The organism is Mycobacterium sp. IS-1496, from assembly GCF_001499995.1.
GTDB lineage: Bacteria > Actinomycetota > Actinomycetes > Mycobacteriales > Mycobacteriaceae > Mycobacterium.
The window spans coordinates 1-14,296 of the sequence record NZ_LQIU01000027.1 but is presented as its reverse complement, the minus strand read 5'-3'; the positions used below and the strand labels follow the sequence as shown (position 1 = coordinate 14,296).

Annotated in this window: 9 protein-coding genes; 4 read left to right on the top strand and 5 right to left on the bottom strand. The window is 70.2% G+C overall.

What is annotated here, in order from left to right; all coding sequences use genetic code 11:
- The first annotated feature begins 5 nt into the window (after nt 1–5).
- Entirely contained in the window at nt 6–836 is an 831-nt protein-coding gene (locus tag AU195_RS15385) for a glycine betaine ABC transporter substrate-binding protein (protein WP_059159928.1), read from the top strand.
- Between the two features lie 3 nt (nt 837–839).
- On the opposite strand, the gene AU195_RS15380 is transcribed toward AU195_RS15385, so the two are convergent.
- Nucleotides 840–1,670, bottom strand: a complete 831-nt coding sequence (locus AU195_RS15380) for an SDR family NAD(P)-dependent oxidoreductase (RefSeq protein ID WP_059159927.1) — start codon at nt 1,668–1,670, stop codon at nt 840–842.
- 101 nt (nt 1,671–1,771) lie between these two features.
- Here AU195_RS15380 and AU195_RS15375 point away from each other — a divergent pair, with 101 nt between their 5' ends.
- Nucleotides 1,772–2,140, top strand: coding sequence for a DUF732 domain-containing protein (locus tag AU195_RS15375; protein WP_059159926.1), 369 nt, complete (start codon nt 1,772–1,774; stop codon nt 2,138–2,140).
- A 75-nt stretch (nt 2,141–2,215) separates the two neighbouring features.
- Here AU195_RS15375 and AU195_RS15370 read toward each other — a convergent pair whose 3' ends face one another.
- Nucleotides 2,216–5,986 carry a multifunctional oxoglutarate decarboxylase/oxoglutarate dehydrogenase thiamine pyrophosphate-binding subunit/dihydrolipoyllysine-residue succinyltransferase subunit gene (locus tag AU195_RS15370; protein WP_502687349.1) on the bottom strand — a complete coding sequence of 1,257 codons (3,771 nt, stop codon included), beginning with the start codon at nt 5,984–5,986 and terminating at the stop codon, nt 2,216–2,218.
- Nucleotides 5,987–6,203: 217 nt separating this feature from the next.
- Entirely contained in the window at nt 6,204–6,962 is a 759-nt protein-coding gene (locus tag AU195_RS15365; RefSeq protein ID WP_059159924.1) for a hypothetical protein, read from the bottom strand.
- Between the two features lie 148 nt (nt 6,963–7,110).
- Between AU195_RS15365 and AU195_RS15360 the strand changes: the two genes are divergently transcribed.
- Both AU195_RS15360 and AU195_RS15355 read left to right on the top strand, forming a co-directional pair.
- On the top strand, nt 7,111–8,424 hold the full coding sequence (locus tag AU195_RS15360; RefSeq protein ID WP_059159923.1) for a multidrug effflux MFS transporter: 1,314 nt from the start codon (nt 7,111–7,113) through the stop codon (nt 8,422–8,424).
- 88 nt (nt 8,425–8,512) lie between these two features.
- Nucleotides 8,513–10,363: an MFS transporter gene (locus tag AU195_RS15355; RefSeq protein ID WP_059159922.1), complete on the top strand. Its 1,851-nt coding sequence runs from the start codon at nt 8,513–8,515 to the stop codon at nt 10,361–10,363.
- 32 nt (nt 10,364–10,395) lie between these two features.
- Here AU195_RS15355 and AU195_RS15350 read toward each other — a convergent pair whose 3' ends face one another.
- Nucleotides 10,396–13,821, bottom strand: a complete 3,426-nt coding sequence (locus AU195_RS15350; protein WP_059159921.1) for a TM0106 family RecB-like putative nuclease — start codon at nt 13,819–13,821, stop codon at nt 10,396–10,398.
- Nucleotides 13,822–13,851: 30 nt separating this feature from the next.
- Nucleotides 13,852–14,296: LppP/LprE family lipoprotein (locus AU195_RS15345; protein ID WP_059159920.1), on the bottom strand; the 445-nt coding region annotated here is incomplete at its 5' end.

Here is a 14,296-nt window from a genome sequence, read left to right as displayed (position 1 = left end):
ACACCGTGCGCCGTCTGCTGATCGCCCTGTGCGCGGTCCTGGTGACCGCGTGCGGGGGACCGCAGACCGGGCCGTCGCTGACGATCGGATCCGCCGAGGACGACGCGTCGCTGGTGACCGCCCATCTTTATGCCGCTGCCCTGCGCCACTACGGCACCGGCACCCGGGTGGAGCCGACCGCCGACCCGCTGACCGCCCTCGATGCCGGTGACGTCGCGGTGGTGCCGGGGCTGACCGGCCGCCTGCTGAACCGGTTCCAGCCCGACGCGACCGCGCGCGCGGACGAACAGGTGTACCGCGACATGGTCTCGGCGCTGCCCGAGGGTGTCGCGGCCGGCGACTACACCACCGCGGCCGAGGACAAGCCGGCCCTCGCCGTCACCGAGGACACGGTCGCCGAACTGGGCGGCCAGGATCTCTCGGCGGTGGTGCGCCGGTGCGGCGACGTCCGGCCGGGCCGGGTCCGCGGGGCGCGCACCCCGGCGGCGATCGGCACCTGCAGACTCCCCGCGCCGCGCGAATTCGGTGACACCGCATCGCTGTTCGACGCCGTGAAGGCCGGTGAGGTCGACGCCGCGTGGACGACGACCGCGACGCCGGGCATCCCGTCGGACCTGGTGGTACTCGCCGACAGCACCTCGCTGGTGCGCGCCGAGAACGTCGTGCCGCTGTACCGCCGCAACACCCTCGGCGAATCGCAGGTGCTCGCGCTCAACGAGGTCGCGGGTGTGCTGGACACCGCGGCGCTGGCCGAGATGCGCGCCCGTGTCCGCGACGGCGACGACCCGGCGGTCGTCGCCGGCGAATGGCTGGCGGAGCACCCGCTGCGCGACTGACGGTCAGTGCGGGCGGGGGAGCAGCTTTCCGGTCACCGAGGAGAACAGGCGCTGGTAGTGCGGCCCGACGATTCGGATGACGGCGTCGAGCACCTTGGCGTCGTTGCCGATCAGCACCCGCGCCTTGTTCTTGCGGACCCCCTCGAGGATGACCCGCGCCGCCGTCTCGGGGCTGGTGTTGGCGAGCTTCTTGTCGAACAGCTTGGCCAGTTCCTCCGGGTCGAGTCCTTCGGCGGCGGTGGCGTTGCGCGCGATCGCGGTCTTGATGCCGCCGGGGTGGACGGTGGTCACCTTGACCGGGTGCCCGGCCGCCGTCATCTCCTGGTTCAGCGCCTCGGTGAAGCCGCGCACCGCGAACTTGGCCGCGTTGTAGGCGCCCTGGCCGGGCACCGCGAACAACCCGAACACGCTGGAGACGTTGATGACGTGTCCGTCGCCGGAGGCGATCAGGTGGGGCAGGAACGCCTTGGTGCCGTTCACCACGCCCCAGAAGTCGACGTCCATCACCCGTTCGATGTCCTTGAACTGGCTGACCTCGATGTCGCCGGTGAACGCGATGCCTGCGTTGTTGTAGATCTGGTTGACCTTGCCGAAGTGCTCGGCGACCTCGTCGGCGTAGAGCAGGAACGCCTCGCGCTCGGTGACGTCGAGGCGGTCGGCCTTCACCTGGCCGCCGATCTCCTTGATGCGCCGCTCCGTCTCGGCCAGCCCCTCGATGTTCACGTCGCTGATCGCGACGCTGGCCCCGGAGCGGGCCAACTCGACGGCCAGCGCCTGCCCGATACCCGATCCGGCGCCGGTGACGACGGCGACCTTGCCGGCGAAGCCCTGCATACGCACTCCTCGTGTCGGTTGACTGGCGTCGAGGTTAGTCGGTACTCGCGGTACCGGTACAGCGGGGTAACGGTCTGTGACCGCGCCGCGATGGTCCTGGCATGAAGCGCTTCCACCGCGCGGCCGTCGCGTCGCTCGCCGTGTCCGGCATCATCGGGTCCGCCATGTCGCTGGGCACGGGAACCGCGGGGGCCGACACGGCCACCGACATGTTCCTGTCCGCGCTGGCGGGGTCCGGTGTGAGCGGGGTCGACACGGCCACCGCGGTGCGCGTCGGCCAGTCGGTGTGCCCGATGCTGGCCGAGCCGGGGCAGAACGTCGCGAACGTCGCGGCCGACGTCGCCGACATGATCGGCCGCCCGCTGGGGCCGGCCACCATGTTCACCGGACTGGCGATCCAGGTCTTCTGCCCGGGCGCCGTCGCGGCGCTCGCGTACGGCAAGTCGCCGCTGCCCCTCCCCGGTCTCTAGGAACGCCGAAACGAACGTTCGGGCGCGGAAGTACGAGTAGATCGCGCCCGAACGTCGATCTCGGCACGGGCCCCGTTACGGGGCGAACGCCTCGTCGAGGATCTCCTGCTGTTCGACGGCGTGCACCTTCGACGAACCCGATGACGGCGCCGACATCGCGCGGCGCGAGATCCGCGTGATGCCGGTGAAGTGGTCCGGCAGCATCTCGGGCAACGTCAGCCCGAACGTCGGCCACGCACCCTGGTTCGCCGGCTCCTCCTGCACCCAGAACTTCTCCTCGACGTTCGGGTACTTGTCCAGCGTCTCGGCGAGCCGTCGCTTGGGCAGCGGGGCGAGCTGCTCGATGCGCACGATCGCCACGTCGTCGCGGCCTTCCTTGTTCTTGCGCGCCACCAGCTCGTAGTAGATCTTGCCGCTGGTGAGCAGCACCCGCGTGACCTTGTTGCGGTCGCCGTCGCCGTCGGTGTAGGTCGGCTCCTCGAGCACCGAGCGGAACTTCTGCTCGGTGAAATCGCGGATGTCGCTGACCGCGGCCTTGTTGCGCAGCATCGACTTCGGCGTGAAGACGATCAGCGGCCGCTGGATCCCGTCGAGGCTGTGCCTGCGCAGCAGGTGGAAGTAGTTCGCCGGGGTCGACGGCAACGCGATCGTCATCGAGCCCTCCGCCCACAGCTGCAGGAACCGCTCGATGCGGCCCGAGGTGTGGTCGGGACCCTGACCCTCGTGGCCGTGCGGCAGCAGCAGCACGACGTCGGAGAGCTGACCCCACTTCGCCTCACCGGAGCTGATGAACTCGTCGATGATCGACTGCGCACCGTTGATGAAGTCGCCGAACTGCGCCTCCCACAACACCATTGCGTCCGGGTTGCCGACGGAGTAGCCGTATTCGAAGCCCACCGCGGCGAACTCCGACAGCGGCGAGTCGTACACCAGGAACTTGCCGCCGGTCGGGTTGCCGTCGGAGTCCGTCGCCAGCAGCTGCAGCGGCGTGAACTCCTTGCCGGTCTTGCGGTCGATCACCACCGAGTGGCGCTGGGTGAACGTGCCGCGGCGGGTGTCCTGACCGGACAGCCGGACCAGCTTGCCCTCGGCGATCATCGTGCCCAGGGCCAGCAGTTCGGCGAACGCCCAGTCGACCTTGCCCTCGTAGGCCATCTCGCGGCGCTTCTCGAGCACCGGCTTGACGCGCGGGTGGACGGTGAAGCCCTCCGGCACCGCCAGGTGGGCGTCGCCGATGCGGGCCAGCAGTGACTTGTCCACCGCGGTGGCGAGTTTGGCCGGGATCTGCTGGTCGGCTTCCACCGATTCGCTGGGCTCGATCTCGTGCTTCTCGAGTTCGCGGACTTCGTTGAAGACCTGTTCGAGCTGCCCCTGGTAGTCGCGCAGCGCGTCCTCGGCCTCCTTCATGGAGATGTCGCCGCGGCCGATCAGCGCTTCGGTGTAGCTCTTGCGGACCCCGCGCTTGGTGTCGATCACGTCGTACATCGAGGGCTGGGTCATCGACGGGTCGTCACCCTCGTTGTGCCCGCGGCGGCGGTAGCACAGCAGGTCGATGACGACGTCCTTCTTGAACTTCTGCCGGAAGTCGACGGCCAGCCGGGACACCCACACCGCGGCCTCGGGGTCGTCGCCGTTGACGTGGAAGATCGGCGCGCCGATCATCTTCGCCACGTCGGTGCAGTACTCCGACGACTTCGCGGCCGCAGGCGAGGTGGTGAAGCCGATCTGGTTGTTGACGATGAGGTGGATCGTGCCGCCGGTGCGGTAGCCGCGCAGCAGCGCCAGGTTCAGCGTCTCGGCCACCACACCCTGGCCGGCGAACGCGGCGTCACCGTGCAGCATCAGCGGTACGACGGTGTAGCCGTCGTCGCTGGCGCCCTTGTCGAGCAGATCCTGTTTGGCGCGCACCAGGCCTTCCATCACCGGGTCGACGGCCTCGAGGTGGCTCGGGTTGGCGGTCAGCGACACCGTGATGTCGTTGTCGCCGAACATCTGCAGGTACGTGCCGCTAGAGCCGAGGTGGTACTTCACATCGCCGGAGCCGTGCGCCTGCGAGGGGTTGAGGTTGCCCTCGAACTCGCTGAAGATCTGGCTGTAGGGCTTGCCGACGATGTTGGCCAGCACGTTGAGCCGGCCGCGGTGCGGCATGCCGACGACGACCTCGTCGAGCGCGTGCTCGGCGCACTGGTCGATCACCGCGTCCATCGCCGGGATGACGGTCTCGGCGCCTTCCAGTGAGAACCGTTTCTGCCCAACGTATTTGGTCTGCAGGAACGTCTCGAAGGCCTCGGCGGCGTTGAGCCGGCTCAGGATGTACTTCTGCTGCGCGACGGTCGGCTTCTCGTGGGTGCCCTCGATACGATCCTGCAGCCATTGCTGCTGTTCGGGTTCGAGGATGTGGGTGTACTCGACGCCGATGTGGCGGCAGTAGGAGTCGCGCAGCACGGCGAGCACGTCGCGCAGCTTCTTGCGCTCGGCGCCGGCGAACCCGTTGACCTTGAACTCGCGGTCCAGATCCCACAGCGTCAGGCCGTGGGTGAGCACGTCGAGGTCGGGGTGGCTGCGGAAGCGGTCCTTGTCCAACCGCAGCGGGTCGATGTCGGCCATCAGGTGGCCGCGGTTGCGGTACGCCGCGATCAGCTCGATGACGCGGGCGTTCTTGTCCTCGATCGAATCGGGGTTGTCGGTGCGCCAGCGCACCGGCTCGTACGGGATGCCGAGCTCGCGGAAGATCTCGTCGAAGAACTCGTCGGACAGCAGCAGCTGGTGCACGGTCCGCAGGAAGTCACCGGATTCCGCGCCCTGGATGATGCGGTGGTCGTAGGTGGACGTCAGCGTGATGAGTTTGCCGATGCCGAGGTCGGCGATGCGTTCCTCGCTGGCCCCCTGGAACTCCGCCGGGTACTCCATCGCGCCGACGCCGATGATCGCGCCCTGTCCGCGCATCAGCCGGGGCACCGAGTGCACGGTGCCGATGGTGCCCGGGTTGGTCAGCGAGATCGTCACACCGGAGAAGTCCTCGGCGGTGAGCTTGCCGTCGCGGGCCCGCCGCACGATGTCCTCGTAGGCGGCGATGAACTGGCCGAACCGCATGGTGTCGGCCTTCTTGATCGCCGCGACGACCAGTTGCCGGTTACCGTCCTTGCCCTGCAGGTCGATGGCGAGGCCGAGGTTGGTGTGCGCGGGGGTGACCGCGTTCGGCTTGCCGTCGACCTCGGTGAAGTGGCGGTTCATGTTGGGGAACTTCTTGACCGCCGCCACGATCGCGTAGCCGATCAGGTGGGTGAAGCTGATCTTGCCGCCGCGCGTGCGCTTGAGGTGGTTGTTGATGACGACGCGGTTGTCGATCATCAGCTTCGCCGGGATGGCGCGCACGCTGGTCGCGGTCGGCACCTCCAGCGACGCCGACATGTTCTTGGCGACGGCCGCGGCGGCGCCGCGCAGCACCTGGTTCTGGTCGCTGTCGTCGGACGGCTGCGACGCCGGCTTGGCGGCGCCGTTGCTCGACTTGTCGGACTTCGCGGACTTGTCGGACGTCTTGGTGTCGGCCGGCTTGGTCGACGACTTCGATTCGGCGGGCTTGGCTTTCGTCTGCGACTTCGAATCCTGCGACTTCGAGTCCTGCTTCGAGTCAGGTGACGTGGCGGCTTGCGCCTTCGAGTCCCGGGCCTTGGGCGCCGGGGCGGGCGCCGGCTCCGGTGGGGTCTTCGGTGCCGCGGTGGTGGCCGTCTGCTGACCGTTCCCGCTCCCGCTGGAGTCGGTGGTCGGTTCCGGGTTGTAGTCGACGAGGAACTCGTGCCAACTGGGGTCTACCGACGAGGGATCCTCGCGGAATTTGCGATACATCTCCTCGACCAACCATTCGTTCTGGCCGAATGGTGAAGGTGAACTGCTCACGGCAGCTACTCGCCTCGATTCCGTCGTCTCAGGCGAGCATGGCAAGGATGCTCGCCGCTCATGTTCTGTTCTGCGGGTTACCCGCTTTGGCGCCGACTAAAGGCTAGCGCTCCGGCCACCAGCGGACCACGGCAATGCCGCCTTGGGCGGGTTGTGGTCGTAGTGGTCATGAATTCGGTTGCACCGACGGCAGCACGTGCAGTGTCGCCGGCCAGCGCGACGGCGGCGGGCCGAAGGCCGATCGGGCGTTCTCGACGATCTTCTTGCCCATCATCCGGTTGCCGACCCCGCCGACGACGGCGCCGATGCCGACCGGCAGCACCTTGCCGAACGCCAGCGCGCCGCGTTTGAGGGTGTAGCGCTTGACGAAGTACCTCAGCAGCCGCGAATTGAGTTGCGACACCGCGGGCAGCGGAAGCGTTGCCGCCCCTTCGCTGACCCACGCGCCACCGGTGCGGCCGCGGCCGAGGAGGTCGGCGACCGCCTGCTTGCTGTCCTCCCCGACGAGCACCGAGAGCACCAGCGCCCGGCGCCGCTCCCGTTCGTGGGCCGGGATGCCGTGCACCTCGGCGACCGCGAGGACGAACAGCGACGTCGCCTCCAGGAACACCACGGTCTCGCCTGCCACCGCCGACATCGCCGCGAGCGTGCCGATGCCGGGCAGGGCCGCGGTGGAGCCGACCGCGGCGCCGCTGGCCATCACCGCGCTCATGTAGTGCTTTTCCAGCTTGCCGATGATCTGGGCCGGGGAGGCGTTGCGGTCACCGGCGCGGACCCGGTTCACGTACGCCTTCACCGCGGGCTCCTGCACCCGGGAGCTGCGTTCGATGATCTGCGACAGCACCTTGGCCGCCGCGCCCGGTTTGTCGTCGGGGTTCTGGCCGGCGAGCGCCAGCTGTTTCTTGCGGTCCGATCGAGCGCTCATCGCGAGGCCTCCCTTACCGTGGCGCCTGACTTCCCAGGCTAACGCGATGACAACGAACGACCACCGCCGCGGGGTGCCGGGCAGTGACTGCAGTCACTGTTCGGTGGCGGATGGAAGAAAATATCGACGCGACTCGCTGACCCTATCCATGGCAACATCCCCCCACGTGAACGAGACCCCTGCCCTCGGTGCGCCGGTGCCCGTCGCGCCGAGCCGGGTGCGGATGATCGTGGTGCTCGGCGCCCTGGTCGCTCTCGGTCCGCTCACGATCGACATGTATCTGCCTGCGCTGCCGAGCATCGCCGAAGAACTGAACGTGTCCTCGTCGGTCGCGCAGCTCACGCTCACCGGCACCCTGGCGGGGCTCGCGCTCGGCCAGTTGGTGGTGGGCCCGCTGTCGGATTCGCTGGGGCGGCGCCGCCCGCTGATGGCCGGGATCGTGCTGCACATGCTGGCGTCGGTGCTGTGCATGCTGGCGCCCGACATCACCGTGCTCGGAGTCGCCCGCGGACTGCAGGGCATGGGCGCCGCCGCCACCACGGTGGTGGCGATCGCGGTGGTGGGCGACCTGTTCGCCGGCAGGGCCGCGGCCACGGTGATGTCGCGGCTGATGCTCGTGCTCGGGGTCGCGCCGGTGCTGGCGCCGTCGCTGGGCGCGGCGGTGCTGCTGCACGCGTCGTGGCAGTGGGTGTTCGCCGCGCTCGTCGTGCTGGCCGGCGGGCTGCTGCTCGTGGCGGCCCTGGTGCTGCCGGAGACGCTGCCCGCGGCGCACCGCCGTCCGCTCAACGTCCGCGGCATCGCGGGCACCTACGCCTCGCTGCTGCGTGACCTGCGGTTCGTCGTGCTCGTCGTGGTGGCGGCGCTGGGCATGTCCGGGTTGTTCGCCTACATCGCCGGCGCGGCGTTCGTGCTGCAGGGCGACTACGGGCTGGATCAGCAGACGTTCGCGCTGGTGTTCGGCGCCGGAGCGGTGGCGCTGATCGGCACCACCCAGTTCAACGTGGTGCTGCTGCGCCGGTTCTCGCCGCAGCAGATCATGGTGTGGGCGCTGGCCGTGGCGTCGCTGGCCGGTGTCGTCTTCGTCGGTCTGACGCTCGCCCGTGCCGGCGGTCTGGCCGGATTCCTGGTGTCAGTATGGGTGATCCTGGCCGCGATGGGATTGGTGTTGCCGAACGCGCCTGCGGTCGCGCTGTCGCGGCACCACGAGGCCGCGGGCACCGCGGCGGCCCTGCTCGGCGCCGGGCAGTTCGGGCTCGGTGCGGCGGTGGCACCGCTGGTCGGTGTGCTCGGCAACGACGAGTTCGCACTCGCCCTGGTCATGACGGTCGGCACGATCGTGGCGCTGGTCGCCTTGGTGGCCGTCGGGTTGCGGGGGACCGGCGACGACGGGGAGCTCACCGACGACGAGCTCGACGAGGCCTTCGACCAGGCCCTGGACGAGGCGGCCGCCGAACCCGCGTGAGTGCCCGGCCGCCCGTGGACTTGTTTCGTCCGGTGCCGGGTACGTAGCGTCGGCTGGCTGCATCCTTCGATAGGCGAGTCGACCCGATATGTTCTCCACCTCACAAGCCCGACCGGTGACCGGTGACCCATGGCCCGCGCTGTGGGCCATGATGGTCGGCTTCTTCATGATCCTGGTGGACGCCACCATCGTGGCGGTCGCCAACCCGGTCCTCATGGAGAAGCTGGGCGCCGACTACGACGCGGTCATCTGGGTGACCAGCGCGTACCTGCTCGCCTACGCGGTCCCGCTGCTGGTGGCGGGCCGGCTCGGGGACCGGTTCGGACCCAAGAACCTCTACCTGCTCGGTCTGGCCGTCTTCACCGCCGCGTCGCTGTGGTGCGGGCTGGCCGGGTCCATCGACATGCTGATCGCCGCGCGCGTCGTCCAGGGCATCGGCGCCGCGCTCTTGACGCCGCAGACCCTCTCGACGATCACCCGGATCTTCCCGCCCGAACGCCGCGGTGTGGCGATGAGCGTCTGGGGCGCGACGGCCGGGGTGGCCACGCTGGTGGGGCCGCTGGCGGGTGGCGTCCTGGTGGACCACCTCGGATGGCAGTGGATCTTCTTCGTCAACGTGCCGGTCGGGCTGGCGGGTCTGGCGCTGGCGTTCTGGCGGGTGCCCGCGCTGCCCACCACCGCGCACCGGTTCGATCTGCTCGGGGTGCTGCTGTCGGGCATCGGCATGTTCGCGATCGTCTTCGGACTGCAGGAGGGGCAGTCCCATGATTGGCAGCCCTGGATCTGGGCGGTCATTCTGACCGGTGTCGCGGTGATGGCGGGCTTCGTCTACTGGCAGTCGGTCAACCCGCACGAACCGCTGATCCCGTTGCGCATCTTCGGTGACCGCGACTTCTCGCTGTCCAGCTTCGGTGTGGCCGTGATCGGGTTCGTGGTGACGGGCATGATCGTGCCGGTCATGTTCTACGCCCAGGCGGTGTGCGGGCTGACGCCCACCGAGTCGGCGCTGTTGACCGCGCCGATGGCGATCGCCACCGGAGTGCTGGCGCCCGTGGTGGGGCGCATCGTCGACCGCACCCACCCGCGACCGATCATCGGGTTCGGGTTCTCGGCGCTGGCGATCGCGCTGACGTGGTTGTCCGTCGAGATGGCGCCGGACACGCCGATCTGGCGGCTGGTGCTGCCGTTCCTCGTCATGGGTATCGGCATGGCGTTCATCTGGTCACCGCTGGCAGCCACCGCGACGCGCAACCAGCCGGCGGACCTCGCCGGCGCGGGATCGGGTGTCTACAACACGACGCGCCAGGTCGGGTCCGTGCTGGGCAGCGCGAGCATGGCGGCGTTCATGACGTCGCGGATCAGCGCGGAGATGCCGTCGGCGACGGGCGCGGCGCCGCGCGGGGAGGGTGCGGTCTCCGCGCTGCCGCCGTTCCTGCACGCGCCGTTCGCCGCGGCGATGTCGCAGTCGCTGCTGCTGTCGGCGTTCGTGGCGCTGATCGGTGTGGTCGCGGCGATCTTCCTGCGCGGTTTCGGTGATCGCCCCGCGCCGGTTCCCGCCGCGCCGGCGGCACGAGCCGAGCCGCAGGACGACGGCGACGGCTATGTCGACGACGACGACTATCTCGAGTACGCGGTCACCTGGGACGACCTGCAGTTCACCGAACCGATCACGCCACGCCCGGACGTCGGCGCCGACGACAGCGTCACCCAGCCGCTCGTCGCCCATGCGCCGCGCAGGTCGGTGCATCCCGAACCGGCCCCCGCCGAGGACCCGTGGCGTCGCGTCCTCGACGAACTGCTGCCGGAGACCCCGCCACGGCCCGCCGTCGAGCCGACGAACGGGCGGCGGCGCCGGTACCGCGACGACGGCGACGGCGAGCCCGAGTGGCTGCGGCGGGCGCCCGAGCAGTCGCGGGGCCGCCATTCGCGCGGCGACTGACGACGACGGGCCCGGCACCGCTGTGGGCGCGCCTACGTCGTCAACGACAGGAACGCGCCGAGCTCGACGAGCCCCCTCGGCGTGGCGGGCAGGTACTCGGTGAGCGCCTCCGACCGCACGATCACCGCCGCGTACTTGGCCCGGCTGATCGCCACGTTGAGGCGGTTGCGGTTGAGCAGGAACGAGATTCCGCGCGGCACGTCATCGATGGACGAGGCCACCATCGAGATGAACACCACCGGCGCCTGCTGACCCTGGAACTTGTCCACGGTGCCCACCCGCACACCGGCCAGCCCCGCGGCGTCGAGGCGCTGCCGCAGCAACACCACCTGCGCGTTGTACGGCGTCACCACCATCACGTCGTCTTCGGTGAGCGGCCGGGGCCCGTCCTCGTCGGTCCACACCGCGCCCAGCAGCGGGCGGATCCGCGCGACGATCGCGTCGGCCTCCTCCGGGCTCTCGGTCGCGTTGCCGTCGTGCGGGACGGTCACCTGGTGCACGCCGGGTGACCAGCCCTCGAGGGTGCGCGCGGCGGTGACGGCGTCGAACGACTGCAGCCGACCGTCGTAGGACAGCCGGGACACCGCCGCGCACACCCGCGGGTGCATCCGGTACGACACGTCGAGGAAGTAACCGCGTTCAGCGGGCAGCGTGTGCGCACCGTCGACCAGCCAGCCGAGCGCCGAGGTGTCGACCGGTTCGGGATGTGTGCCCTGACTGACCTGCGGCAGCTGCTGCGGGTCGCCGAGCAGCAGCAGGTTCGCCGCGGCCGGCGCGACGGCGATGGTGTTGGCCAGGCAGAACTGCCCGGCCTCCTCGATGACGAGCAGGTCGAGGCAGCCGCGCGGAATCCGGTTGCCGTTGGCGAAATCCCACGCGGTGCCCCCGACGACGCAGCCGTCGTTGTCACTGAGGAACGCCGGGAACTGCGCCTCGTCGAGCACGGTCCAGCAGGCGTCGTCACCGTGCCGCTTCTTGGCGACCCGCGCCGCGTCCACCCCGGCGCCGATGATCCCGCGGAACAGGTTCTCCACCACCGCATGGGACTGCGCCACCACGCCGACCCGCCAGCCGTGGGTGTCGACCAGCGTCGCGATGATCGTCGCCGCCGTGAACGTCTTGCCGGTGCCCGGCGGGCCGTGCACGGCCAGATAGGACGAGTCGAGGTCGAGCAGCGCGGTGGTGATCACCGCCGGGGTGTCCGGCCCCGTGGGCAGCGGGCCGCCGCTACGGGTGCGGGGCGGACGGCGCAACAGGATGTCGGTGACGGCGGTGGCGGGCAGCCGCGGCAGGCTCTCGGCCACCTCGGTGGCGGTCGCCTCGATCGAGTCGCGCAGCGCGGTCGTGCGGATCGGGGGTCCGGGCGCCAGCGCGAACGGCAGCTGGTCGAACACCCCGCCGCCCCGGGGGGTCCGCTCGACGATGACGACCTCGGTGGGCGCGTCGGCGTCGTCGTACTCGACGACGGTGGCGCTGCCCGCGGCCCGCCGGTCCGGATCGTCGCCGAGCCCTTCCGGGGCGGGCGGCTCATACAGCGCGTACATCTCGCGGCTGAGCCCACCCGCGGCCATCGCGCCGGTCAGCCGGACCCGGCGCTGCGGTTTGCGGGCGCGCGGCGGGGTGTGCCAGTCCGTGTCGACCTGCGCGCCGTCGGTGTCGACGAGGAAGACGTCGGTGCTGTCGGCCCATTCGTCGACGGGGTTGTTGAGCCGGTCGAAGTGCGACCACCAGAACGGTTTGTCCTCGCGGCGGTGGTAGCCGCGGGCGGCGGCCACCATCGCGACCGCCGACTGCTCCGGGGTGCGGCCCTCCAGCTCGTCGCCCGCGTAGCGGCACAGCGCGCGGTCCAGGGCGTCGACGGGTTCGGGTTCGGCGCCGTCGCGGACCGGCTGCGGCCCCCGCGGCGGCACCTCGCAGTCGATGGCCCGGCACACCAGCCAGTCACGCAGCTTGCGCGTCGAGGTGCAGTCGTACCGGTTGTAGTCCTCGATCTCCTTGAGGACACCCGCCGCCTCGTCGTTGCGTCCCGCGGCGCGCAGTTCGCAGTACTCGGCGTACTGGGTGATCGACGCCGCGGCCGTCGTCACGTCGCCGGTGCGGAGTTGGCCACCCATGTAGAGCGGTTCGAGCGATTTGAGGCTGTAGTTCTCGGTGCCGATGCGAAAGCTCTTGCGCACCAGCGGGTACAGGTCGACCAGCACACCGCTGCGCAGCAGGTCGTCGACCGCCTCCTCGCCGACGCCGTACCGCCCGGCGAGCCGCAGCAGCGCCGTCTTCTCGTAGGCGGCGTAGTGGTAGATGTGCATGGTGGGGTGGCGTCTGCGCCGTTTGCGCACGAACTCGAGGAAGTCCTCGAGCGCCGTGCGCTCCTGCCTGCGGTCGTGCGCCCACAGCGGGTGGAACCCGTCCGCGGTGTCGAGCACGCCGAACAGGTACTCCAGCCCCCACTCGTGGCCGTCGTCGGTCCACAGCGGGTCGCCCTCGAAGTCGAAGAACAGGTCACCCTTGTCGGGTTCGGGGAGCAGCATCAGCGGCTGCGGATCGGCGACCTCGTACGGCGGTTTCCCGTCGACGCGCGGCGCGATCTGCAGCCGGGCCTGCGCGCTCAGCGCGGCGACGGTGCGCGCAGCCAGTTCCGGCACCGGCCCGCGGTGCGCGGCGAGTTCGTCGACCGTCGTGATCCCCGCGTCGAGGAACCGGGCCCGCTGGCTCACCCGCATACCCGCCACCAGCAGCAGATCGTCCTGCGCGCGCACCTCGACGCTGCACTCCGGGCAGCGGAAGCACGCTCGGACGTGTTCGTCCTCCCAGCGCACCGGCGCGCCGCCGGCCAGATGGCCGTCGAGCAGCCGCTGCAGCGCCTCCCGGCGAGGCCGGTACGCCGGCAGCAGTTCCTCCAGCGGATACCGGGCGGTGGCTCCGTCGCCGAGCACGAGCTCCACCTCGTCGGCGACCGGCACGCCGGCCGCGGTCAGGGCCTCGGCGTAGGCGGCCAGCTGCAGCAGCGCCTCGACCTTCACCGAGCGCGCCAGCTTGGTGTCGCGCAGCAGGTAGCGGTCGCCCTCGAGGACCAGGAAGTCGGCGAAGCCGGCGAACCGGCCGTCGAACATGGCGGCCTGATAGATCACCGGGGCGCGCCGGGCGACGGCGCGGGTGGTGGCCTCGGCGGCGGCGGTCAGCCCCGCCACCGTGTACGGCGGCCGGCCGATGACGGTGATGTTGTGGTCACCGCCGGCCCTCAGCGCCTCGAGGTGACGCTTCTCGTGTTCGTCGCCGAGGTGGGCGGTGCGGGCCAGCAGATCGTCCTCGGTGGCCACCGCCGGACCCCACCCCAGCCGGGCGTCGAAGGAGCGCAGCAGCGCGTACTCGCAGCGGGCGGCCGCGGCGAGATCGGATGCGCTGTAGATGACCCTGCGGTGTGCGGCGTCGTCCTGCGCCCCAACGGATTCGACGAACACGCCAGCCACTGTAGGGCAGCGGTCCGACAGCTATCCGGTGTTGCCGATCAGCTCCACGCCGTTGCCGTTCCAGCGGAACCGGACAATGCTGGCCAGCCCGTCGACCTCGCCGGAATAGCGCAGGGCAACGGTGTCGCCGGTGGTGCCTGCCGGGTCGAGGCCGTTGAACCCGTAGGTGTCGGGCACCCCGGTGGGGATGAACTTGCCGAGGTGGAACATCACCGCGCGGGTGTTGGGGTTCTCGGCGTTGGTGTTCGCACGCACGATCACGGCCGACAGTTGCGCGCACGCGTTGTAGTTGCCCGCGACCGGTTCGGGGCTCCACGCCTGATCGCTGCGCGGATCCCGCGGCAATGAGGAGACGGCCTTGGCGATCTCCGGGGCGGCCAGGTTCACCGCGCACGGATCCGACGGAGCGGCGGCCGGCGGCGGCGGCCCGACGGTGGGGGCGATGCTCGGCGTGGCGGGGGCAGTG